Origin of the sequence: Tumebacillus sp. BK434, assembly GCF_004340785.1 — a bacterium.
Taxonomy (GTDB): Bacteria; Bacillota; Bacilli; order Tumebacillales; family Tumebacillaceae; genus Tumebacillus_A.
Window position 1 is genome coordinate 1 of the sequence record NZ_SLXS01000005.1, and the last position, 22,997, is coordinate 22,997.

At 58.1% G+C, this 22,997-nt stretch carries 19 protein-coding genes, 1 tRNA gene, 1 rRNA gene and 2 other annotated features; of the genes, 3 read left to right on the forward strand and 18 right to left on the reverse strand.

Features of this window, described 5'->3' with window-relative positions; all coding sequences use genetic code 11:
• The 4 genes from EV586_RS13655 to tyrS form a co-directional block, all read right to left on the reverse strand.
• Nucleotides 1-565 (reverse strand): 16S ribosomal RNA (locus EV586_RS13655); the annotation flags it as partial.
• Nucleotides 566-649: 84 nt separating this feature from the next.
• Nucleotides 650-726: transfer RNA gene (locus EV586_RS13660), tRNA-Pro, on the reverse strand.
• A gap of 224 nt (nt 727-950) precedes the next feature.
• Nucleotides 951-2,228 carry an ArsB/NhaD family transporter gene (locus EV586_RS13665; protein WP_243653044.1) on the reverse strand — a complete coding sequence of 426 codons (1,278 nt, stop codon included), beginning with the start codon at nt 2,226-2,228 and terminating at the stop codon, nt 951-953.
• A 243-nt stretch (nt 2,229-2,471) separates the two neighbouring features.
• On the reverse strand, nt 2,472-3,716 hold the full coding sequence (tyrS, locus tag EV586_RS13670) for a tyrosine--tRNA ligase (RefSeq protein WP_132945682.1): 1,245 nt from the start codon (nt 3,714-3,716) through the stop codon (nt 2,472-2,474).
• Nucleotides 3,717-3,764: 48 nt separating this feature from the next.
• Nucleotides 3,765-3,981: a binding site (T-box leader), on the reverse strand.
• A 163-nt stretch (nt 3,982-4,144) separates the two neighbouring features.
• On the opposite strand from tyrS, the gene EV586_RS13675 reads away from it, so the two are divergent.
• A complete protein-coding gene (locus EV586_RS13675; protein WP_132945683.1) occupies nt 4,145-7,351 on the forward strand; it encodes a transglycosylase domain-containing protein in 3,207 nt (1,068 codons plus the stop codon).
• A 48-nt stretch (nt 7,352-7,399) separates the two neighbouring features.
• Here EV586_RS13675 and EV586_RS13680 read toward each other — a convergent pair whose 3' ends face one another.
• Nucleotides 7,400-9,751: an endonuclease MutS2 gene (locus EV586_RS13680; protein ID WP_132945684.1), complete on the reverse strand. Its 2,352-nt coding sequence runs from the start codon at nt 9,749-9,751 to the stop codon at nt 7,400-7,402.
• Nucleotides 9,752-9,865: 114 nt separating this feature from the next.
• Here EV586_RS13680 and EV586_RS13685 point away from each other — a divergent pair, with 114 nt between their 5' ends.
• A complete protein-coding gene (locus EV586_RS13685) occupies nt 9,866-10,243 on the forward strand; it encodes a phage holin family protein (protein ID WP_132945685.1) in 378 nt (125 codons plus the stop codon).
• Between the two features lie 68 nt (nt 10,244-10,311).
• Here the strand turns inward: EV586_RS13685 and EV586_RS13690 are convergent, their stop codons facing one another.
• The 11 genes from EV586_RS13690 to ytxC all read right to left on the reverse strand — a co-directional run bounded on the left by EV586_RS13690 (nt 10,312) and on the right by ytxC (nt 19,478).
• Nucleotides 10,312-10,830, reverse strand: a complete 519-nt coding sequence (locus EV586_RS13690; protein ID WP_132945686.1) for a CvpA family protein — start codon at nt 10,828-10,830, stop codon at nt 10,312-10,314.
• Nucleotides 10,827-11,132 (reverse strand): cell division protein ZapA, encoded by a 306-nt coding sequence (gene zapA, locus EV586_RS13695; protein ID WP_132945687.1) that lies wholly within the window; start codon nt 11,130-11,132, stop codon nt 10,827-10,829. Before zapA ends, EV586_RS13690 begins: the two co-directional genes overlap by 4 nt.
• A gap of 63 nt (nt 11,133-11,195) precedes the next feature.
• Nucleotides 11,196-13,622, reverse strand: a complete 2,427-nt coding sequence (gene pheT / locus EV586_RS13700) for a phenylalanine--tRNA ligase subunit beta (RefSeq protein WP_132945688.1) — start codon at nt 13,620-13,622, stop codon at nt 11,196-11,198.
• 15 nt (nt 13,623-13,637) lie between these two features.
• Nucleotides 13,638-14,702, reverse strand: a complete 1,065-nt coding sequence (pheS, locus tag EV586_RS13705) for a phenylalanine--tRNA ligase subunit alpha (protein WP_132945689.1) — start codon at nt 14,700-14,702, stop codon at nt 13,638-13,640.
• A 52-nt stretch (nt 14,703-14,754) separates the two neighbouring features.
• Nucleotides 14,755-14,999, reverse strand: a binding site (T-box leader).
• 82 nt (nt 15,000-15,081) lie between these two features.
• Complete coding sequence (locus EV586_RS13710; RefSeq protein WP_165898599.1) at nt 15,082-15,462, reverse strand: DUF2512 family protein; 381 nt, start codon at nt 15,460-15,462, stop codon at nt 15,082-15,084.
• Nucleotides 15,463-15,598: 136 nt separating this feature from the next.
• Nucleotides 15,599-16,402, reverse strand: coding sequence for a TrmH family RNA methyltransferase (locus tag EV586_RS13715; RefSeq protein WP_132945691.1), 804 nt, complete (start codon nt 16,400-16,402; stop codon nt 15,599-15,601).
• A 17-nt stretch (nt 16,403-16,419) separates the two neighbouring features.
• Nucleotides 16,420-17,073, reverse strand: a complete 654-nt coding sequence (locus EV586_RS13720; protein WP_132945692.1) for a potassium channel family protein — start codon at nt 17,071-17,073, stop codon at nt 16,420-16,422.
• 117 nt (nt 17,074-17,190) lie between these two features.
• Complete coding sequence (gene rplT / locus EV586_RS13725; RefSeq protein ID WP_132945693.1) at nt 17,191-17,550, reverse strand: 50S ribosomal protein L20; 360 nt, start codon at nt 17,548-17,550, stop codon at nt 17,191-17,193.
• 44 nt (nt 17,551-17,594) lie between these two features.
• Nucleotides 17,595-17,792 (reverse strand): 50S ribosomal protein L35, encoded by a 198-nt coding sequence (gene rpmI, locus EV586_RS13730; RefSeq protein WP_087455045.1) that lies wholly within the window; start codon nt 17,790-17,792, stop codon nt 17,595-17,597.
• A 23-nt stretch (nt 17,793-17,815) separates the two neighbouring features.
• Nucleotides 17,816-18,337, reverse strand: a complete 522-nt coding sequence (infC, locus tag EV586_RS13735; protein ID WP_207893915.1) for a translation initiation factor IF-3 — start codon at nt 18,335-18,337, stop codon at nt 17,816-17,818.
• Nucleotides 18,338-18,590: 253 nt separating this feature from the next.
• Nucleotides 18,591-19,478, reverse strand: coding sequence for a putative sporulation protein YtxC (gene ytxC, locus EV586_RS13740; RefSeq protein ID WP_132945695.1), 888 nt, complete (start codon nt 19,476-19,478; stop codon nt 18,591-18,593).
• A 195-nt stretch (nt 19,479-19,673) separates the two neighbouring features.
• Here ytxC and EV586_RS13745 point away from each other — a divergent pair, with 195 nt between their 5' ends.
• On the forward strand, nt 19,674-20,972 hold the full coding sequence (locus tag EV586_RS13745; RefSeq protein WP_165898600.1) for an S-layer homology domain-containing protein: 1,299 nt from the start codon (nt 19,674-19,676) through the stop codon (nt 20,970-20,972).
• 34 nt (nt 20,973-21,006) lie between these two features.
• Here the strand turns inward: EV586_RS13745 and EV586_RS13750 are convergent, their stop codons facing one another.
• A complete protein-coding gene (locus EV586_RS13750) occupies nt 21,007-22,275 on the reverse strand; it encodes a sensor histidine kinase (RefSeq protein ID WP_132945697.1) in 1,269 nt (422 codons plus the stop codon).
• Entirely contained in the window at nt 22,275-22,952 is a 678-nt protein-coding gene (locus tag EV586_RS13755) for a response regulator transcription factor (RefSeq protein ID WP_132945698.1), read from the reverse strand. Before EV586_RS13755 ends, EV586_RS13750 begins: the two co-directional genes overlap by 1 nt.
• Nucleotides 22,953-22,997 lie beyond the last annotated feature (45 nt).

Genomic DNA, 22,997 nt, shown 5'->3' on the forward strand with positions numbered 1-22,997 from the left:
TTCCGGACAACGCTTGCCCCCTACGTATTACCGCGGCTGCTGGCACGTAGTTAGCCGGGGCTTCCTCCTCTGTTACCGTCAGGGTGCGAGCATTCCCTTCTCGCACTTGTTCTTCACAGAAGACAGAATTTTACAACCCGAAGGCCTTCATCATTCACGCGGCGTTGCTCCATCAGGCTTGCGCCCATTGTGGAAGATTCCCTACTGCTGCCTCCCGTAGGAGTCTGGGCCGTGTCTCAGTCCCAGTGTGGCCGGTCACCCTCTCAGGTCGGCTACGCATCGTCGCCTTGGTGAGCCGTTACCTCACCAACTAGCTAATGCGCCGCGGGCTCATCCGACAGTGAAGCGAAAGCTTCTTTCTCTTCTCCCTCATGCGAAGGAGAAGCCTATCCGGTATTAGCACTCGTTTCCAAGCGTTATCCCGGTCTGTCGGGCAGATTGCCCACGTGTTACTCACCCGTCCGCCGCTAACCTTTGGGAGCAAGCTCCCTCCAGTCCGCTCGACTTGCATGTATTAGGCACGCCGCCAGCGTTCGTCCTGAGCCAGGATCAAACTCTCAATAAAAGTTAGAAAGCTTGTATCTTGACTCGTATCTCATCTCTGTAACACTCGTTTAGTTTTCAAGGATCAATCTAGTAAGCAGAAAAATGGTCGGAATGCAGGGATTCGAACCCTGGACCTCACGCTCCCGAAGCGTGCGCGCTACCAAGCTGCGCTACATTCCGACGTTGTGGTGTTTCGTGTGTTGTCCGCTCTCTCGCGGCAACGAAGAGTATCTTACCACGGCCCCGGCAGACCTATCAATCACACAAATAGCGAAAATCAAAACAAATTCGGCCAACCGGCATAACCAACTTCACTTCTCTCATCCATCCTGCTTCATCCGACAAAAAGCGCCTGACCGCTCCAATCGGCCAGGCGCTTGCCACACGCATCTCACAACTTCTGCTTACAGATAGCGCAGATACAGATATACCGTCGAGATCAGAATCGAGATGATCATCAGCGGGAAACCGACCAGCAAGAACTTCACAAACGAAATCTTGTAGCCTTCTTTCGCCGCCAGACCGATCACGATCACGTTCGCGCTCGCTCCGATCACCGTCCCGTTGCCGCCGAGGCAGGCACCGAGCGCCAAGCTCCACCACAGCGGTTCGAGATTGGTTATGCCAAGCACCCCCATCTCTTTGATCATCGGGATCATCGTTGCCACAAACGGAATGTTATCCACAAACGCCGACGCGATCGCGCTCATCCACAGGATCAGCATCGTCGTCGAGGTCAGATCCCCGCCGGTCAGTTCCACCGCCTGCGAAGCCAGCGCCGAGATCACACCCGTCTCCATCAGGCCTGCGACCAGCACGAACAGCCCGACGAAGAAGAAGATCGTCGTCCACTCCACCCGCTCCAACGCCTGCTCCAAATACTTTTCGCCGGTCAGGAGCAAGAGCAGAAACGCGCCGCTCAGCGCCACCGTAGCCGATTCCAGATGCAGCGCCTGGTGCAGTCCGAAGCCGACAATCGTCAGCGCCAACACCGTCAATGACTTTTTCAACAGTGTCAGATCCTGCAGCTCCCCCCGCTCATTGAGCGACATGATCCGCTTTTGGCGCTCCTCATCCGCTTTGAGTTGACCGCGGTAGATCAACGCCAGCAACGCGACCGTCACAACGAGGATCAGCGCCGCTACCGGGGTAAGGTTATAGATGAATTCCATAAACGAAAGCTCCGGCACAGCGCTGCCGATCATGATGTTCGGCGGGTCGCCAATCAGTGTGGCGGTGCCGCCGACGTTCGAAGCCAGCACCTCCGAGATCAAATACGGCACCGGGTTGACGTTGAGCTGACGCGCGATCGAGAACGTGACCGGCACGATCAACAACACCGTCGTGACGTTATCGAGCAGCGCCGACAACAGCGCGGTGATCAGCGACAAGTAGATCAAAATTTTCACCGGGTGCCCGCCGGCCAGCTTTGCCGCTTTGATTGCGAGGTACTTGAACACGCCGGTCTGCCCGGTGATCGACACGAGGATCATCATCCCGATCAACAGTCCGATCGTGTTCAGGTCGATATGATGAATCGCCGTCTCCTGATCGATGATACCAAACGCGACCATCAAAATGCCGCCGATCATCGCGACGATCGTCCGATGCAACTTTTCCGATACGATCAAGGCGTATGTAACCAGAAAAATGCCGATTGCAAAGATTGCCTGGTTCTCCATTACCATCCTCCCCTGGACGTCCATTTTTAACGCCCATATGGTAGCACACTTCTTTTCCGACAACAGATTCAGAAAATTCCAAGAGCTGCAACCAGATGGTTGCTTCTAGTTTCTCCTGCTCCTCCTGCAATTTTACGCCCTCATTTGCTGCCCCGATCGGCCAAGATCTGCAGCTATTCCTTAATAAATAGGAAGAAAAAGACCCCCGTTTCCGGAGGTCCTCCTCTTCATCACATGGAGCTCTTAACCCAGTTTGATTTTCGCAAATTTGCGTTTGCCGGCTTGCACGACCATGCCGTCGGCGAGCTCGATCTGCGCATCGGCCGCGTCGACTTTTTCTTCGTTGATCTTCACACCGCCCTGCTGCACGAGACGGCGCGCTTCGCCGTTCGACGGCGCCATGCCGAGGTCGACGAGGAGCTTGACGATCCACACCGTGCCCGCTTCCACCGTCACTTCCGGAATGTCTGTCGGCAGCGCGCGCTTCTGGAAGATCGTCTTGAAGTTCTCTTCTGCTGCCAATGCCGCTTCCTCGCCGTGGTACATGCGAACGATCTCGCGTCCGAGGCGCATCTTCAGATCGCGGGGATGCAATTCGCCGCTGGCAAAACCGGCCTTGATCGCTTCGACTTCCCCGGTCGGCAAGTCGGTGACCAGCTCGTAGTATTTCACCATCAGTTCATCCGGGATCGACATCGTCTTGCCGTACATCTCATTCGGCGCTTCGTCGATGCCGATGTAGTTGCCGAGCGACTTGGACATCTTCTGCACGCCGTCGAGACCTTCGATCAGCGGCATGGTCAAGATGATCTGCTGCTCTTTGCCGTACTCCTTCTGCAGCATGCGGCCCATCAGCAAGTTGAACTTCTGGTCGGTGCCGCCGAGCTCCACGTCACACTCCAGCGCCACCGAATCGTAGCCCTGCATCAGCGGGTAGAAAAACTCATGCAGCGAGATCGGCTGCTGCGAGTTGTAGCGCTTCTCAAAATCATCGCGTTCCAGCATGCGCGCCACGGTCGTTTTCGCCGCCAGCCCGATGACATCGGCAAAATTCATCGGAGCGAGCCATTCGGAGTTGTAGCGGATGCTCGTCTTGGTCTGATCGAGAACTTTGTAAAGCTGGGTGACGTAGGTCTCAGCATTTTGCTTGACCTGCTCCGGAGTCAGCTGTTTGCGGGTCTCCGATTTGCCGGTCGGGTCGCCGATCATCCCGGTGTAGTCGCCGATGATGATCGTCACGTGATGGCCGAGGTCTTGGAACTGGCGCATCTTTTGCAGCACGACGGTATGGCCGAGGTGGATGTCCGGCGCGGACGGGTCGAGACCGAGTTTGATGTGCAGCGGCTTGCCTTTGGTCAGCGATTTCTTCAGCTTGGCGGTCAGTTCTTCTTCCGGAATGATCTCGACGGCGCCGCGGCGGATCGTCGCGAGTTGGCGGTCAATTTCCGCTTGCAGCTGCGGATCGAGTGTTTGTTCTTGCGTGGTCATTCATATCCCTCCAAATTGTTAGATCAAAATACAAAAAACCCCGTCCCAAATAGGGACGAGGTTCGAACTCGCGGTACCACCCTAAGCAGCCTGCGTCTGTCGCGCAAGCTCCTTCGTTGCAGTAACGGCCACACGCGTGACCGGCTTGGCATTGCCTCCAAGCGGCTCCGGAGTGTACTTCACGTCTGGGACTGACCGGTTCACAGCGACCACCGGCTCTCTGCACAATCCAACAAAACGCTACTCGCTCCTTCATTGCCTGTTCTGTATGATTTTGTCATAGACAGCACAATATATGCGATAAATAATAGCAGGGCCTCCGATCGCTGTCAAGTTGTCCTTCTGTAGAAACAAGTCCCAACCTGTCATTTCTTGTCCACCGATTGACCTGTGGTATAATAGACTAGATAAGGGGGAGGACGCTATATATGGAAGAGAACAACACCCGAACCGATCAGCACAAAAAGAAACCGAAAAAGAAGAAACGGCGCTGGCTCAAATTTGTCAAAGTCTTCTTATTCCTGTTCCTTGCCGTGACGATCATCGGCGGCGGTGCGGCGGCCGGCTTTGTTGCTTCGCTGGTCAAGAAAGCTCCTGATCTCGATCTCAATGCGATCACCAACATGGCTGCCAAGACCAAAGTGTTCGACAGCGAAGGACAATTCATGTTCGAACTGCAAGGCGACGGCGACCGCGAGCTGATCAACTCGCTGCAGGATACTTCACCTTTTGTGGTGGATGCGTTTGTCGCTGCGGAAGACAAGAATTTTTACGAACACTTTGGCGTCAATCCGTACGCGATCGCACGCGCAGGCATTCAGAACGTGATCGGCGGCGACATCGTCTCCGGCGCTTCCACGATCACGCAGCAGACGATCAAGAATGCGATGTTCCCAGAGCAGGAACGCTCTTTGGAACGCAAGGTGCAGGAAGCGGCACTGGCGATTCAGCTCGAACAGCAGCTGACCAAAGATGAAATTATGCTTACCTATTTGAACTGGATTTATTTTGGCAAATCAGGCCCGGCCAACCTGTACGGGATTGAACGCGCGTCGAAGGCGATCTTCGGGATTCCGTCCAAAGACCTCAATCTGGCGCAGGCGACCATCATGGCTTCGCTGCCGAATAACCCGAGTCTATTTAATCCGTATACCAATCTCGATGCGACGTTAGAGCGCCAAGAGTACATTTTGCAGGAAATGCTCAAAGTAGGCTTCATCACCCAGACGGAATACCAGGAAGCCAAGGCGTACGATGTCGCCAAGGATATCCAGCAGCATAAGGAAAAAACGGCCGTGCAAGGCGGCGAATTTGCGCACTTGACCGCCGAGGTGGAAGAGCGCGCAGCTCAGCAGCTGTTTGACACCGGCAAGTACGAATCGCTCGACAAAGCCCGCGAAGCGCTGTTCCGCGGCGGCTATGAGATTCACACCACGATCAACCGCAAGATGCAAAACAAGCTCGATGCGGTGATCGACAACGATGAGCTCTACCCGGAGAACATCTCCTACACGATCACCGACGACGCCGGCAAACAGATCGTCGTCGAAAACGCGATGATGCAGTCCGGCGCGACCTTGATCGAAAACAAATCGGGCCAGATCCTCGCCATGGCGGGCGGCCGCAAGTATGAGGTCGACCAGGTCAACCATGCGACCCAACCGCGCCAGCCCGGCTCGACGATGAAGCCGATCGCCGTCTACGGCCCGGCGATTGAGAAGAAAATGATCGGTTCCGGCTCGGCGATCGACGATGTGCCGATGGTCTGGCCGGACCAAAACGCGGCGGACGGCAAATACTTCCCGAAGAACTGGGACAGCAAGTTCCACGGGCTGATGACCGTCCGCACCGCGCTGGAGCAGTCCTACAACATTCCGGCCTTGAAAATGTTCCACCAACTGACGCCCACCGCAGGGCTTGATTTCCTGCGTCAGATGGGCATCACGACGCTGGAAGACACCGACAACAACCTGGCAGCTGCGATCGGCGGCCTCTCCCACGGCCTGACGGTCACCGAGGCGACCAACGCCTACTCGACGCTGCCGAACATGGGCGTTACGCACGATGCGTACCTGATCAACGTGATCAAAGACCGCGACGGACATCCGATCTACCAGCACAAATCGGCGACGGCACAAGTGTTCAATCCGAACACCGCCTACATTCTGACCGACATGCTCAAAGACGTCGTGCGCAAAGGCACCGCCTCCGATGTCGGCGCCCGCTTCTCCGGTTATGACGTGGCGGGCAAGACCGGTTCGACCGACGTGGACAAAGACGCGTGGTTTATCGGGTATACGCCGGACGTGACGCTTGGCGTCTGGGCCGGCTACAACATCCCGTACACCTTAAATTCCACCTATCAGAAGAACCTGCCGAAGACGCTGTGGAGCACGATCATGACCGACGTGCTGCCGATGATCGAAAATCGCACGACAAGCTTCCCGGGCAATCCTGGCGGTGTCCGTCAAGTGACCGTCTGCAGACTCTCCGGCAAGATCCCGACTGAGCTGTGCCAGGCGGAGCACACCGTCACCACCGAGCTGTTCCTCGCCGGCACTGCGCCGACCGAGTCCTGCGATGTGCACGTCAAAGCCAAATACTACGAAGTCGGCGACAAGAAGTACCTCGCCAACGACTCCACGCCGTCGTATCTGGTCAAAGAAGGCATCTTCATCAAGCGTGAAAAATACACCTTGCCGAACAACGACAAGCGCTGGCTCCCGCTCGACCATGAGAAGGAGCTCCCGAGCGACAAGGACCCGCGCAGCGACGTAGCAGAGCTTGGCACGACCCGCGTACCGGGCAGCGTCGAAGTCACCGCCACGACCGACACGTCGGTCAGCCTGAGCTGGAAAGGCGTCAGTGCGGCGACGAGCTACCTCGTGCTTCGCGCAGACAGCGAAGCCGGTCCGTTCCAGATCATCAGCGAAGTCAAGACGACCTCCTTCACCGACACCACGGTGAAAAAAGGCAAGCAATACGCTTACCGCATCGTTTCGATCGACAAAGAAGGGCTGCAGTCTGACCCGAGCAAGTCGGTCACCGCCACGCCGGGCGCTGTGCAACTGGCCCCGCCAAGCGGCGTGCAGGTCCAGCCTGGAGCCGTCGGGCTGACCATCTCCTGGCAGTCGGTCACCGGCGCCACCGGCTATGCGATCTACCGCAGCGACGAGCCGTCCGGCAGCTACCAGCGCATCGGCACGGGGAGCAGCACCTCGTTTGACGATGTCGGCGCGATGCCGGGCGTGACCTTCTTCTACAAAGTCGCCTCTGTCGCAGGCGGCAAAGAGTCGAACGCATCCGCCCCCGTGCCTGGCGCACTGAGCGGCGGCGGAACCGATCCCGGACAGCCGGCAAGCGTTCCTGCTCCGAGCGGCGTCACGGTCACCGATCCGAAATCGGGCAACTCGCTCGTCATCGGCTGGAAAGCGTCCCGCGGGGCGATCTCCTATTCGATCGAGCGCAGCACCGACGGCGCAACATGGGTGCCGCTTGGGGAGACCAGCGACACCGGCTATTTTGACACCGGGCTGTCCACCGGACAAAAGTATTTCTACCGCGTGCTTGCCAGTGACGCGAACGGCAAACGCTCCACGCCGTCCGCTACAGCACAAGGCACACCGACCCAATAAAAAACCACCCGGCCACTGCGAACAGTGGCCGGGTGGTTTTTTGTCGGTTTACTTCAGCGTCACAACGGTCACGCCGTTGCCGCCTTCGCCTTCCACGCCGTAGCGGTAAGACTTGACTTGGCGGTGGGTACGCAAGTATTCCTGCACACCGGTGCGCAGCGCACCGGTGCCTTTGCCGTGAATGAGATGCAAGGTGCCAAGACCGGCCAGCAACGCATCGTCAATCTTTTTGTCGATCGCGTAGATGCCTTCTTCGACGTTCGCCCCGCGCAGGTCGAGCTCCATCGAGACGTGTTTCGCTTCCACCTGCTTGCGGCCCACGATGGTCCGGGTCGGCTCTTTCTCAGGCGCCAGCAGTTCCAACTGGTCTTTCTTAACTTTCGTTTTGATCATGCCGATCTGGATGAGCACCTGGTTGCCTTTGATCTCGAGAATGTGTCCTTTTTGCCCCAGATGCACCACCGACACATGGTCGCCCGACTGCAGCGGACGGTCGGCGGGCTGGGCTTTCGGCTTTTTGGCTTCCCGCTTGAGCTTGGGCGCTTTGCCCTCCAGCTCTTTGCGCAGCTCGATCAGCCGATGCTCCTTGATCTGTCCGCGCTCCTCGGCGGCGATGCGGCGCAGTTCTTCGACGATCTCGGCAGCTTCCTGCTCCGCCTTCTGCACCGCTTTGCGGGCTTCCGCTTCAGCGCGCTCCATCATGCGGTCTTTCTGCTGGTAGAACGCTTCTTTCTCCTTCTCGAACTCTTCCATCAGCTCATCCAGCTCGCGGCGCAGCGTTTCCGCCTGCTCGCGCTCCTGGTTGGCGATGACCTGATTCTGCTCCAGCTTGCGGATCAGCTCATCGACCGCCACGTCTTCGGTGGTGAGGCGGGACTGGGCGTGTTCGATGATCTCGCGGCGCAGACCGAGGCGTTCGGAGATCGCAAACGCATTCGAGCGGCCCGGCACCCCGATCAGCAGACGGTAGGTCGGGCGCAGGCTCTGCACGTCAAATTCCACCGAGGCGTTGATCGCGTTCGGCTCGTTATACGCATAGCCCTTCAGCTCCGAATAGTGCGTGGTCGCAACGGTGCGCACCCCGCGCTCTTTCAAAAAGTCGAGGATCGACATCGCCAGCGCCGCCCCTTCTGTCGGGTCGGTGCCGGCGCCGAGCTCGTCGAACAGGACGAGGCTGCGGAAGTCGACCTTCTCGAGGATCTGCACGATGTTCGTCATATGTGACGAGAACGTCGACAAGGACTGCTCGATCGACTGCTCATCCCCGATATCGGCAAACACTTCATCAAAAGTGGACAGTACGCTGTCGTCATCGGTCGGCACATGCAGACCGGACATCGCCATCAACGTGAGCAGGCCAAACGTCTTCAAGGTGACCGTTTTGCCGCCTGTGTTGGGTCCGGTGATCACCAGCAAAATGAAGTCTTCGCCAAGGCGCAGGTCGGACGGCACCACCACGCTCGGGTCGATCAGCGGATGGCGGGCGCGCTTGACGCGGACGATGCCCTGATCGTTCATCTGCGGACGCACGGCGCGCAGTTCACGGGCATACGTCGTCTTGGCAAAAATAAAGTCGAGCTCGGCGAGCGCCTCCTGCCCGTCCTGCAGTTCTGCCGCATGCTGGCCGACCAAAGCGGACAGCTCTTGCAAAATGCGCTGCACTTCGCGCTCTTCTTTGATCTGCAGCTCCCGCAAAGCGTTGGCGAGGCGCACCACCGATGCCGGTTCGATATACAAGGTGCTGCCCGATGCCGACTGGTCGTGCACGATCCCGTCAAACGAGCCGCGGTATTCGACCTTGACCGGCACGCAGTAGCGGTCATTGCGCTGGGTGATGATCGGGTCCTGCAACATCTTCTGATAGGAAGGCGTGCGGATGATCGACTCCAGCTTTTCCTTGATCCGCGCCTGCTGCGTGCGCATCTCGCTGCGAATCCGGCGCAGGTCGGACGATGCGGTGTCGCGCACCGCGCCGTTGTCATCGACCACCTGGCGAATGTCATCTTCCAGTTGCTTCAGCTCCGGCAGCAGCTCGGCGAGGCTCATCATGCCAGGCATGGCCTGCTCCTCGTTCGTGTCCTGCAAAAACTTCTTCAGGCGGCGACCGGCCATAATCGTATCTGCCGTATCGAGCATTTCGTGTGCATCTAAGATCCCGCCCAGCGCCGCGCGGCGCACCGAAGAGCGGATGTCATGAATGCCGCCCAGCGGAATCAGCCCGCGCAAACGGTAGACGGTGACACCTTCCTCGGTGAGCTGCTGCCATGATTCCACCTCCGCCAAATCGGAAGACGGATACAATTCTTCAGCTCTTGCTTTCCCTAAGGAAGAGCTGGCCAAACGCACGACAGCATCGCGTATTTTATCATACTCGAGCACACGCAGTACTCGTTCATTCATGGCTTTCACCCCCGAAATTTCATCTATTATAGCATATCCGCCAAAAAAGTGGACACTCTACTGGATACGGAACACATGGTAGACACATCAAAGGAAAAGGAGGATGAAGTAGCGATGACAATCCTTGGAGCTATTGTCCGCTTTATCGTATCCGCCTTGGTGTTGATGGTGGTCGGCCTGCTTGTGCCGGGCTTTGACCGCTTGTCGTTCACGTCGGCACTGCTCGCTGCTGTCGTGATCGCCGTCATCGGCTGGGTGGTAGAAGCATTGTTCGGTGGCAAAATGTCCCCGTACGGCCGCGGTATCGTCGGCTTCCTCGTCGGTGTTGCGGTGATCTACGCCGCACAGTGGTTCGTGCCGGGCATGCATGTCACGCTGCTGGGGGCCATTCTCGCTTCGCTCGTCATCGGGTTGATCGATCTGTTCATCCCGGGCAGCCTGAAAGGCAGCATGATGGGCGGCGGACGTCGCAGCGAACGCCGCGACGACTAGCTTTCCCGCCGTGTTCCCCCCTATATCGAACGGCAGAAAAGCCCTGGAGCATGCTCCAGGGCTTTTTGTCAAACGGTTGGCAGATTCAGCTTGAAGAAATCGAACTTGGTGATCAACTGCTGGGCAAGCTGTGATCCTTCGAGCGCCGCTTGCAGCGCATCATACGGAAGCAAAGCCAGCACGTTGACCAGTACGGCCGCCACGATGACGCCGAGTATAGTGCCGAGCACGAGGCCGGACACGCGATTCATGATCGACAGGCCGGGCAGCTTGGCGATCATGTCGAGCACCGTGCCGACCAGTTTGATCAGCAGAAAGATCGCGAGGAACAGCACGATGAACGCGATGCCGCTGTGCAGTTGCCCCTCGAGATTGAGCCCCGGGATCAGGTGCAGCGGGTTGTCAGTACTCAGCGTCGGCATCGGCACAAATTGCGCGACGACCGGCGCAAACGTATCATGCAGGCTGCGCGCGAGGAAAAAGGCGAGAAACACGCCGACCAGCGAGACGATCTGCTTGACCAGACCGTTGCGCCAGCCGTTTATCGCCGCGAGCAGAATCCCGCATCCAATGATGATGTCGGTCACTCTTCCCCATCCTCCGCGTGCAAGACGGCCTGCGGTTCGAGCACGCGCAGCAGTTCCTCATACTCTTGGCGCAGCTTCAAATATTCGTCTGCCACATTGACGGCGGCGAGCACCGCGACCCGGTTGAGGTCGAGGCGCGGGTTGCCTTCGCCGATTTCCTTCATCTTATGGTCGACGAGCATGGCGACAAGCCGCAGATGTTCAATCGGGGCTTTGCCTTTTATTTGATAGTCTTGGCCGTAAATGACAGCTTTGATCTTGTTCGATTCGTTGGTCTGAAATCCGTTGGGATTCTTAGGCAAGGGAATCGCCCCTTTCTGTACTCCCCACACTCTTCGCCTTCCATGTCAAAAATTCCTTCTCACTTAGGCACGAAGTTCCGCGTGATGCGTTTCCTTGAGCGCCTGCAGCACATTTTCATGCGCAGCCGTCACTTCTTCATCGGTCAGCGTGCGCTCTGCGGAGCGGTAGACCAGCGCATACGCGATCGATTTCTTGCCCTCCGGCACCTGAGCGCCTTGGTAGAAATCGAAGATGCGCGCGCTGACCAGCAGTTCGCCGCCGTTCGCGTAGATCGTGTCGAGCAGCGCTCCGGCCGGAACGTCTACGTCGACCAGCACGGCGATGTCGCGTTCCATGCTCGGGAACTTCGGCAGGGACGCGGTGACGGTGGTCGCACCGTGTTTCGCTGCCAGCAGGCGCTCGACGTCCAGTTCGAAGTAGTAGGTCGGCGCCAGTTCGGCCGCCTCCTCCGCTTCCGGGTGCAAGCCGCCGACGAAGCCGAGCGTCATCTCGCCTTGGAAAATGCGGGCGGTGCGGCCCGGATGCATCCCCGGCAGCTCGGTGCGCTCATAGCTGACACCGGAGATGCCAAGGCCGGTCAGCACGTTTTCAACGATGCCTTTGGCGGTGAAGAAATCGACCGGACGGGCCTTTTCCCCGATGCCGACCGGCGAGAAATTGCCGGTGACCAAACCTGCCAGGCGGAAGTGTTCGTGAGGCAGTTCGGAATCGATCTCATGCGGGGTGAACACTTTGCCGATCTCGAAGATCGCGAGGTCGTTTTCGCGGCGGTTGCGGTTGTACTGCACCACTTCGACCAAGGACGGCAACATGTGCGTGCGCAGCGCGTTGCGCTCTTCGGACAGCGGATGCATCAGCTCCAGCTGCTTCTCGAAGCCCGCTGTGGCAAGGCCCAGCTTCTCGAAATTGCCGATGTGGATCAGCGAGTAGGTCACCACTTCGGTCAGCCCCATGTGGATCAGCAGTTCGCGCGCGGAACGACGCAGCTTTTGCACCGGCGAGAGCTGCCCTTGCACGAGCGCCCCTTCCGGCAAGGTGACCGGGATCTTGTCATAGCCGTAGACGCGGGCGATCTCTTCGATCAGGTCTGCTTCGCGCAGCATATCCGGACGGCGGGTCGGCGGGGTGACATGGTGGGCGCCGTCCACTTTGAACCCGGACACTTCGAAGCCGAGGCGGCGCAGGATCGCGATCATTTCGCCTTCTTCGATCGCCGTGCCGAGCAGTTGGTTCACGCGCTCCGCACGCAGCGGCAGAACGTGCGGCTCGGCCGCTCCTGTCACCACTTCAATCGGTTGGCCGACGATCTCACCGCCGGCGAGCTCGACGATCAGCTCGGCTGCGCGGAGCAGGGCAGCTGTGACCATGCCTTGGTCGATCATGCCTTTTTCGAAACGCTTTTGCGCTTCGGAGTTCAGGCCGAGCGCTTTGCCCGTCTTGCGGGTGGTCGCCGGGTCGAAATAGGCCGATTCGAGGACGATCGCCGTGGTCGCAGCGTCGACTTCGGAGTTCTCGCCGCCCATCACGCCGGCCAGACCGATCGCTTTTTGCGGGTCGGCGATGACGAGCATGCCATGGTCGAGCGTGCGCTCGTTGCCGTCGAGGGTGACCAGCTTTTCGCCATCATACGCTTGGCGGACGATGATCGTGCTCTCCGCCACTTTGTTCAGGTCGAACGCATGCAAAGGCTGGCCCATCTCGAACATCACAAAGTTGGTGACGTCGACGACGTTGTTAATCGGGCGAACGCCGACGGAGAGCAGTTTCGCCTGCAGCCAGAGCGGCGATTCGCCGATCGTCACGCCTTGGATCACTTGAGCCGCGTATTTGGTGCAGTTCTCCGATTCGATTTTCACAGTCGCCGGGGACGCGCTGTTACCGTGCGGCTTGAACGTTTCGTTCAGCTTCACTTCGCGGCCGAGCAGCGCAGCCACTTCGTAGGCGACGCCGCGGTAGTTGAGCAGGTCGGAACGGTTCGGCGTCAGTTCCAGTTCGAGCACCGTGTCGTTCATGTACAGGTATTCGGTGATGTCCGTCCCGATCGGTGCGTCGGACGGGAGAATGTACAAGCCTTCGGTCTGCTCTTTCGGCAGCAGCTTGATGTCCAGGCCGATCTCTTTGGCCGAGCAGAGCATGCCTTGCGATTCGACGCCGCGCAGCTTGGCTCTTTTGATTTTGAAGTCGCCCGGCAGTACGGAGCCGATCACCGCGACCGGAACTTTCTGGCCCGGCGCCACGTTCGGTGCGCCGCAGACGATCTGCAGGTGCTCGCCGGTGCCGGCATCGATCGTGCAGACGCGGAGCTTGTCGGCGTTTTCATGCTGGCGAGTCTCGAGGACGTGGCCGATGACCACACCGGTGACGCCGAGGTTGAGCGGGGTAAATTCTTCGACCGGTACGCCGGCGTCGGTGAGCAGGGCGCCGATCTGTTCAGGGGTGAGATCCCCGATTTCTACATATTCACGAAGCCATTGATAGCTGATTTTCATTGTTTTTCCCTCCTGCTACACGCGAGACTTGAACTGCGACATCAGGCGCACATCGTTGGTATAGAAATGGCGGATGTCTTCGATGCCGTAGCGGCGCATCGCCATCCGCTCGACGCCCATGCCGAATGCGAACCCGGTGAACTCTTCCGGATCGTAGCCGGCCATCTCCAAAACGTTCGGGTGCACCATGCCGGCGCCGAGGATCTCGATCCAGCCGGTCTGCTTGCAGATGCGGCAGCCTTCGCCTCCGCACGTGTAGCAGGTGACGTCGACTTCGGTGGACGGCTCGGTGAACGGGAAGTAGGACGGACGCATGCGGATCGACACGTCTTGACCGAACATCTGCTGTGTGAACAAGGTCAGAATGCCTTTCAGGTCGCTCATGCGGATGTTGCGGTCAACGACCAGCCCTTCGATCTGCATGAAGACGTGAGAGTGGGTCGCGTCGTCGTCATCGCGGCGGTACACGCGACCCGGCGCGATGATGCGCACCGGCTGCGGCGAAGTCTCGCCGCGCTGTTTGGCCGCTTCCACATTGGCGCGCAGCACGCGGCCCTGCACCGGGGAGGTCTGCGTGCGCAGCAGCATGTCTTCCGAGATATAGAAGGTGTCCTGCATGTCGCGGGCCGGGTGGTTCTTCGGCACGTTCAAAGCGCCGAAGTTGTTGTAGTCGGTCTCTACTTCCGGGCCTTCTGCGATCTGGAAGCCGAGGCCGAGGAAGATCTCTTCCGCCTCGCGGATCAGGCGGTTCAACGGATGTTCGCTGCCAAGCGGAACATTGCGTCCGGGCAGGGTGACGTCGATCGTCTCTTCGCGCAGACGTTTCTCGCGCTCTTGGCGGCGCAAGTCTGACTCGCGCGCTTCCAGAGCTTGCTCCAGCGCTTCACGCACTTCGTTGACCAGAGCGCCGATTACCGGACGCTCTTCGGCGCTAAGGTCTTTCATGCCGCGCAAAGCGGCGGTCAGTTCACCTTTCTTGCCGAGGTAGGTCGCTTTCCAGTCACCGAGCTGTTGCAGCGATGTCTGCTCTTGCAGCTTCTCCAGCGCTTGTTCTTTCAGTACAGCAAGCTGTTCTTTCATTCGTGTTCCCTCCTGCTTCATGTATCCAAAATAAAAAAGACCTTCATCCCAGGCAAGGGACGAAAGTCTTCGCGGTACCACCCTAATTGAGCATGGGCAAAAACACCCACGGCTCCACTTCGTTTCCAGGTAACGGCAGTCTGCTGCCGGCTTGCCCTACACAGGTTGCAAGAACCGTTCAGGCAAGCAGCTCGGGAGTGAACTTCGGCGGTCGTCATCGCGTAAGGATGCTTGCAGTCTGTGGCATCCTCTCCCTGTACGCTTCCGAGCGCTTACTCTCTCCGTCCATGCTGTTGGTTGTTCGATTGTGCTATTGATTACTTAGTATAGTACAGGGCAAAAAGCTTTGCAACTGCAAACGTGCAAAATGAGGCCGTCCCTAACGGTCGGGTCCGGGTTCGCCGACCGGTTCGTTCGATTTGCGGACGAACTGAAAGTGGTAAAAAATCTCGATCCCGGCGACGAGCAGGCCGACAAACCAGGCAAACGTCCAGGAGACGTTCATGCCGGGCAGAAAATAGTTCCCGGCAAAAACGACGAGGGCGGCCAGCACGAGGTCGACGGCGACGGCGACGATCTGGTTCACCGCCCGCGGGATGATCAGGTCGGCCGCATAACCGAGCACGGCGATGATCAGACCGAGCATCACGGCATGGAACAGGTTGGCCTGCCCCCAGAGCGGGAAGAACAGCGCAATAAAATACACAGCTGCGATCATTGAGCCCAGTTTCACCACAAACGCAAGCAGATGTCGGTTCACTGCAAACACCTCCATAGAGGAAGTCTGCCCCGCCAGCAGGTGAACCATGCAAGTTCCTGCCATGCACAAGTTTCCGCCTGTGCCAGACCCTCCCTCAACAACAAAAGGCACCGCTCGCAGTGCCTCTCGCTTTCGCTTAGTGCGAACGTTGGCGCAGCGCTTCGTAGAGCATGACCGACGAGGCGATCGCCGCGTTGAGCGATTCGGCCTGTCCGGGCATCGGCAAGGTGATGTTGTGGTCGACCAGCGCGGTCACAGCGGCGCTCAGGCCGTGCGCTTCCGAACCGATTACCAGTGCGGTGCCTTGCGTGAAATCGTGCTGGTACACCGTCTTCTTTGCATCGACCGCCGTGCCGACGACGGCGACGCCTTGGCGCTGCATCGCGGGCAGGAACAGCTCCAGATCAACTTCGAAAATCGGCAGGTGGTACATCGACCCCATGGTCGAGCGCACCACTTTCGGATTGTAGAGATCGACACACGTTTTGCCGAGGAACACGCCGGTCGCGCCGACCGCATCGGCGGTGCGGATCATCGTCCCGAGGTTGCCCGGGTCCTGGATCCCGTCCAGCACCAGATACAGCGGGTTGTTCTTGTTCGCCAAATAGCCTTCCGCGTCGCCCGCCGTCTGCTTGATCACGGCGATCACGCCCTGCGGCGTCTTGGTGTCGGAAATGTGCTCCATCACCGACTCCGTCACTTCATACACCGCGGTGCCGAGCGAGGCGAGGCCGTTGATGATCTTGTCATAGCGCCCGGACTGCAGGTCACCGCTGAGCAGCACCGCTTCGATCGGTGCCCCGGATGCCACCGCATCTTCGACCAGACGCGTGCCTTCCGCTATGTACAGCCCTTGCTGATTGCGATATTTCTTCTGCTTGAGCGCAGCCCAGTCTTTGACCCGGCCGTTCTTGACCGACGTAATCTGTTCAAAATTCATCAGAGTCTGTTCACCCTTTATCTGTTTTCGTCAAGCTCATCTAAATCTTCATTCTTCCCAACCACCACCAGAACATCCCCTTGATGCAGAAGGTCGGTCGCGATCGGCGAGATGTTGATGTCCTTGCCGTGCTTGATCGCCATGACGTTGACCCCGTAACGGCGGCGCAGGTCGAGCTGTTCCAGCGACTTGCCGATAAATTTGCTCGGCGCCTGCAACTCGTAGATCGAATAGTCGGGAGCCAGCTCAATATAATCCAGGATGTTCGGCGAGACCAGGTTGTGCGCCACCCGGTAGCCCATGTCGCGCTCCGGATAGACCACTTTGTCCGCCCCGATCTTCTCCAGCACCTTGCCGTGCAGTTCATCCTGCGCTTTGACGACGATATACTGCACGCCGAGCTCTTTGAGAATCAGCGTCGTCAAAATGCTGTTCTTCACGTCGTTGCCGATCGCGACGATGACGACGTCAAAATTGCGGATGCCGATCGACTTCAGCGCGTTTTCATCGGTCGAATCGGCCGTCACCGCATGCGTGACCAAGTCGGCGATATCCTGAATGATGTCATCATCCGAATCGATGCCCAGCACATCGTAGCCCATCTCGTACAGCGTGCGCGCCACAGAAGTGCCGAAGCGTCCAAGGCCGACCACCGCGAATTGTTTTGCCATTGTAGTTTTCCCCCTTTGCCGATGCTTGATCGGTCACGTTCGGTAAGCAGCTTTTGTTCCTAGCATACCCCAATCATACGAAAAAAGGCCTGCCGAAGCAGGCCTTTCCAGCGCAAGTTACGCGTTTACTTTCGATTTTGCCAGGTTTGCCAGTTCTGCAAACGCTGCTGCATCGTTAACAGCGAGGTCAGCCAGCATCTTGCGGTTGACTTCTACGCCTGCTACTTTCAAGCCGTGAACCAGCTTGGAGTAGGACAGACCGTTGATGCGAGCTGCTGCGTTGATACGAGCGATCCACAGTTTGCGGAAGTCGCGTTTCTTCTGGCGGCGGTCACGGTATGCGTACAGCAGGGACTTCATGACCTGTGCATTTGCAGTTTTAAACAGACGATGCTTGGAACCGCGGAAACCGCGTGCAAGCTTCAGGATTTTCTTATGGCGACGGCGGGTAACAGTACCACCTTTAACTCTCGGCATTCTAAGTAACCTCCTATGCTGTGTTCAAACAGAAAATAATAGTCTTACAGGTAGGTGAGCATTTGCTCGATACGCTTTTGGTCGGACTTGTGTACAGTACCGCGCTTGCGCAGTTTGCGCTTCACTTTTTGCTCTTTGTTGGAGAACATATGGGAAGTGTATGCATGGCTGCGGGAGAGCTTGCCGGAACCGGTACGCTTGAAACGCTTCGCCGCGCCGCGATGAGTTTTCATTTTGGACATGGTGCGAACCTCCAATTGCTAGTTTAGTTGTTGGTGTTTTTCGGCGAAAGGATGATCATCATCGAACGGCCTTCAAGCTTCGGTGCACGCTCGAGGACGGCGATTTCTTCACATTCTTTAGCCAAGCGGGTCAGAACTTTGATCCCGATATCTTGATGCGTGATCTCACGACCGCGGAAACGGACGCTCGCTTTGACCTTGTCGCCTTCGTTGAGGAATTTGACGGTATTGCGCAGCTTCGTTTGGAAGTCGTGTTCTTCGATATTCGGGGTCATGCGGATTTCTTTGATGGATACGATCTTCTGGTTCTTACGAGCTTCTTTTTCTTTCTTGCTCTGCTCGTACTTGAACTTGCCGTAGTCCATGATCCGGCATACAGGAGGCTTGGCCGTGGGTGCCACGTTCACCAAGTCGAGGTTCTTGTCAGCTGCGATCTGCAGCGCTTCACGAAGCGACTTAATTCCGAGCTGATCACCGTTGACATCGATCACCCGCACCTCACGTGCGCGGATGCCCTCATTGATTTGAACATCGTCTTTGCTAATAACCTGTCACCTCCAGAGTTAATGGCCCAACCTGTGTTGAAGAAAAAAGAAATGCGGGATGTATTCGGAGAATACATCCCGCATGGTTACAGACGAAATTAAAATCCGCGCTGAAACGTTCGCATGACCCGGTCACAATCCTTCGAGGACGCTCTTCGGGTGAGAAGCGGGAAGCTTCTTCTTTCTTCACGTAGTATGCCATTAAACTTCTTTATGTAGATTACCCGAAACGAGATTGCCTGTCAACCATTTTTTATTGATCGGTCGCTTTTTGTGCGGGCAGGTCGGCCCACTGGTGCACCGTATGGCAGAGCGGACAGCCCCGGCAGACTACCGTCTTGTCGGCGAAGATCTTCGTCACCGTCTCCGCCAGCGGCGGCAGGCTCTCCCCGCCGGCATGGATGTGCAGCTTCTCCGGGGCGAGGCTGATCAAGGTGCTCATCAACATGTCCTCCACCACCGGGTCGGCGATGTCGCCCGGCTCGATCGGCTTGCCTTCCGCGTTGTACAACCGGGTCGTGTTCTCGTCTAAGCATACCATATGCAGCAGCGGCAGTCGCGGCTCCTGCACATCCAAAAAATAGCGCAGGATCTTCACGAACTCCTGATACTCAAGATCCATCAGATATTCGTCGATCGACTGCAGAGCCACGCGGTGCAAATCTTCCTGCAGCGACCGCATCCGGAAGCGCAAAAGCCCTTCGATCAGCAGTTCATGGCCCAAGAGCAGCTGCTCTTGCACCGACAAAGCGATGTGCTGGGCGCGCAGCGGCTTGCCGTCTTGGCCGAGCAGTCCGGCCAGCATCTTGACCGCAGAGTCGGCGAGGTATTCCACTTCATCCGCCCCGTAATAATAAAAGTCGCTTGCCACGATCTTTTGCAGTTCATACCGCTCCCACACGTCTGTGACAAACTCTGCGATCCCTGCGGAGATGACTGCCATTGCGATCTCTGTGCAGTTGTCTTCAATGCCTTCGCTCGTCCCGCTCACTCTGTATGTATAAAAGGTGTACTTCCCGCGCGAACATCGCTCGCCGATCAGCCGGATGCCGTGCTCTTGCCACAGCTGCTCCCGGGCCTGCTCTAAAATGGCGCACAGCTCTTCGGCGTGTTTTTCCGCCCCAACGGTCAGTTTCTTCAACCCGCATCTCCCTCCTTCCAGATCGATCCAGTCTGTCCAATGTGTTATGGATAAGTGTATGCAAGCACAGAGGCTCCTATACAACTTTTAGGTGGAGATGATGCCAAGATGTGTGCGGAGAGCGGACAGCCCCGGCATGGGACACTAAGCCCAGCACATGCTGTGACATCTGGAAAAGGGAGGTCCTACACGCTGATGCGTAAACGCTCCGTCTGCCAATGGTTCCTCGTAGCCGTCTGCTCGATCGCGCTCGCCCTGTCCGGCCCGGCCGGCATGCCGGCTCGCGCGCAAGGGACCGGCGAGGTGACGCTCGCCAACGTATTTCCGAAAGTGGACCAGATGCAGACCAACTCCTACCGCTTTCAAGCGGCCGCCGGCCCGGTCACGATCTCCGCGCCCGGCATGACGACCGGCCAGTATCTGTCCGTGCGGGTGGAAAATGCGACCACGCATGATATCGTGCATGATGAATTGATCGGCCGGGACGAGCCTGGCGCAGAAGAGCCTGTCAGCCAATCGACCAGCTTTGCTCTGTCCTCGCCAGGTGCCTACAATCTGCTGATCAGCAACCTCTACCTCGGCGACTCGGGCGCTGCGACGATCAATGTCACGATCAGCGGCACCGGCCTGACCGTCCCTGACACACTGGTGCCGGAACTGACCATGCGTGCCTTTACGCGCGGCGAAGTGATCACCAAGCCGTTCGATCTGGCGCCCAGCGTGTCGTCGAAAGTCCCGTCGGCGAAACTGCACCTCTATCTGGACGGCGAACTGCACAGCGAGACGGCGCTGACCACTGGCACCCATTCGGCGATCATCAACCCGGCGTCGTTTCAAGACGGCTTTCATGAGCTGACCGTCACCGCGTCGCGGCCAAACTCCGCCAATGAGACGGTGCTGTTCGGCACTTTCTTCTCATCGGTGCGTCCGTCGTTCCTCGATGTTCCGCCGACGTTCTGGGCGTACGGACATATTGAGGTCTTGCATGAGCTCGGCATGATCACAGGCTATGCAGGCAATTTCCAGCCGAACAAGCAGAGCTCCCGCGCCGAATATGCCACCCTGCTCGCCAACTATTTCTTCTCGCCGGAAGAAATCGCCGCCGCGCCGGTGAAAGGGCCGTTTGCCGATGTGGATCAAAAGCACTGGGCGGCGAAGATGATCAATCTGCTCGCCAAAAACAACATGATCACAGGCTCTGTCAACGCCCGTGGGCAGCAGGTGTTCCGCCCGGGCGACACGATCACCCGCGCGGAAGCAGCCGTGATGGTCGGCAACATCCTCGGCTTTTCCCAACAGGATATCACCGGCCAGACCACTTCGCTCTCCGACTTCGCAACAGTTCCGTCCTGGGCCAAGCCGTCCGTGCTGATCATGAACCAGTACGGCTTCCTAAACGGCATCCCAGAGAATGGCCGCTACTATTTCTACCCGTTCCACCACCTCACCAAAGCGCAAGGTGCGACGATCTTGGCGAAAGTGATCGGCTATTAAGAAACAAAACCGCTCCCGAATGTGGGAGCGGTTTCTATTTTTTCGTCGGCAGCGACACGGTAAACGCCGTGCCTTCGCCCGGCGTGCTGTCGACGCGGATCTTGCCGTGGTGCGCTTCGACGATCCATTTGGCGATCGAAAGTCCCAGTCCGGTGCCGCCGTCAGACGAGGTGCGGACTTTATCACCCCGATAGAAGCGGTCGAACACGAACGGCAGGTCTTCGCGCGCGATGCCTGCGCCGTTGTCCTCGACGACGATCTCCGCGCCGTGCGCGCTGCGGTTGCAGGCCACGTGCACCTTGCCGCCTGTGCCGGTGTATTTCAACGCGTTGTCGAGCAGGATTACCAGCAGTTGGCGCAGTCGGGCTTCGTCCGCTTCGATGCGGATGCCCGGCTGCAGTTTGGTGGTCAGCTTGATCTCGCGCAGTTCGGCCATCTGGGCGAACTGCCAGGAGATCTCGGCCAGCAGCGCATCGAGCGGCAACAGTTTGCGCTCGATCTCCAACTGGTTAGAGTCGGAGCGGGCCAGCGTCAGCAGGTCGCTGACCAGCTTGTTCATCCGCCGCGCCTCTTTGTAGACGCCGGCGATCTTTTCGCTTTCCTCTTGGATCGTGCGCTCCGGATGGCGGAACAGCAGCTCCGTTTGCGACTGGATCACCGCCAGCGGCGTGCGCAGTTCATGGGAGGCGTCGGCGACGAACTGCTGTTGTTTTTCCCACGAGATGCGGATCGGCACCAAGGCCCGTCCGGCCAGAAACAGGCCGGCGAGGATCGTGACGATCCCGCCGAACAGCGTGCCTGCGCTCAAGACGGTCAGCAGGCGGTTGAGAATCGCCTGTTCGGAGTCGATGTTGCGCACCAGCTGCACTTTGGCGAGCGACACTTTGAACAGGTTGCCTTTCAGCTCGATCAGCGTGTTGCCGGGCGTGCCGATCGTCAGCACGCGATAGCTGTGCGCGCCAAAGCGGTACGTTTGCGGGAGATCGTGCGGCGCGATCTTTTGAAATTCCAGCACGTCCGCCTCTTCCATCTCCTCTTGGCTCGGATTGGTGTTGATCAGTTTGCCTTCTGTCGTCCAGGCCAGCAGGACGGCTTGGCGGTCCAACTGACGGCCGACGGGGCGGAACATCGGACCCTGATCCCCGTTGAACATGCGCTGTGACTGGTCGACCATGGCGGCGTCGACCTGATCGAGCAGCCGCTCTTCCATGTAGAGATAGAGCATGGTGCTGCCCGCGATCAATATGACAAAAAAGACGAGTGCGTTTAAGAAGACCAGTTTGTTGCGGATCTGCGCGAACATCAGCCGATCTCCTTCAGCATATAGCCGACGCCGCGCACGGTGTGGATCAGGCCGTCGCAGTTCTGCAGGGCCAGCTTTTTGCGCACATAGTGCAGATAGACATCTACGACCCCCATATTGGTGTCAACGTCGAATCCCCACACGCGGTCAAAAATCTGCTCTTTCGTTAAGATCTGCCCCCGGTTGAGCAGCAGAAACTCCAGCAGCTTGTATTCTTTCGCCGTCAGTTTCAAAGGCGCGCCTTCCACAAACGCATCAAATTCTTTCGCTTTCAGCACGAGCGGCCCGCAGACCACTTCACCGCTTTCACTGACGCCGCCTTTGCGCCGCAACAGCGCGCGGGCGCGGGCGAGCAGTTCCTGAAAGGCAAACGGTTTGGTCAGATAATCATCCGCCCCCGCGTCCAGCCCCTTGACCCGGTCTTCCACCGAATCGCGGGCGGTGAGCAGCAAGATCGGGGCTGTGCTTCCCGCCTTGCGCAGCGCTTTGATGATCTCCAGCCCCGTTTTGCCCGGCAGCATGATGTCCAGCACGAGCAGGTCGTAGATGCCCTGCCCGGCATACAAGAGCCCGTCCAATCCGTTGTCGGCTCGGTCGGTCTGGTAGCCTTCTTCTTCAAAAACGTCTGCCACCGCCTTCAAGAGCGAAGCATCATCTTCGACGATCAGCACTTTCATCGCATCGCCCCCTTTTTCCAGTGTGTTCAGCTACTGGGTAAATAC

Excerpts from the sequence above, each read along its gene's own strand:
- EV586_RS13665 (WP_243653044.1), bottom strand. The coding sequence starts at position 2,228 with ATGGAGAACCAGGCAATCTTTGCAATCGGCATTTTTCTGGTTACATAC.
- tyrS (WP_132945682.1), bottom strand. The coding sequence starts at position 3,716 with ATGACCACGCAAGAACAAACACTCGATCCGCAGCTGCAAGCGGAAATT.
- EV586_RS13675 (WP_132945683.1), top strand. The coding sequence starts at position 4,145 with ATGGAAGAGAACAACACCCGAACCGATCAGCACAAAAAGAAACCGAAA.
- EV586_RS13680 (WP_132945684.1), bottom strand. The coding sequence starts at position 9,751 with ATGAATGAACGAGTACTGCGTGTGCTCGAGTATGATAAAATACGCGAT.
- EV586_RS13685 (WP_132945685.1), top strand. The coding sequence starts at position 9,866 with ATGACAATCCTTGGAGCTATTGTCCGCTTTATCGTATCCGCCTTGGTG.
- pheT (WP_132945688.1), bottom strand. The coding sequence starts at position 13,622 with ATGAAAATCAGCTATCAATGGCTTCGTGAATATGTAGAAATCGGGGAT.
- pheS (WP_132945689.1), bottom strand. The coding sequence starts at position 14,702 with ATGAAAGAACAGCTTGCTGTACTGAAAGAACAAGCGCTGGAGAAGCTG.
- EV586_RS13715 (WP_132945691.1), bottom strand. The coding sequence starts at position 16,402 with ATGAATTTTGAACAGATTACGTCGGTCAAGAACGGCCGGGTCAAAGAC.
- EV586_RS13720 (WP_132945692.1), bottom strand. The coding sequence starts at position 17,073 with ATGGCAAAACAATTCGCGGTGGTCGGCCTTGGACGCTTCGGCACTTCT.
- rplT (WP_132945693.1), bottom strand. The coding sequence starts at position 17,550 with ATGCCGAGAGTTAAAGGTGGTACTGTTACCCGCCGTCGCCATAAGAAA.
- rpmI (WP_087455045.1), bottom strand. The coding sequence starts at position 17,792 with ATGTCCAAAATGAAAACTCATCGCGGCGCGGCGAAGCGTTTCAAGCGT.
- EV586_RS13745 (WP_165898600.1), top strand. The coding sequence starts at position 19,674 with ATGCGTAAACGCTCCGTCTGCCAATGGTTCCTCGTAGCCGTCTGCTCG.
- EV586_RS13750 (WP_132945697.1), bottom strand. The coding sequence starts at position 22,275 with ATGTTCGCGCAGATCCGCAACAAACTGGTCTTCTTAAACGCACTCGTC.
- EV586_RS13755 (WP_132945698.1), bottom strand. The coding sequence starts at position 22,952 with ATGAAAGTGCTGATCGTCGAAGATGATGCTTCGCTCTTGAAGGCGGTG.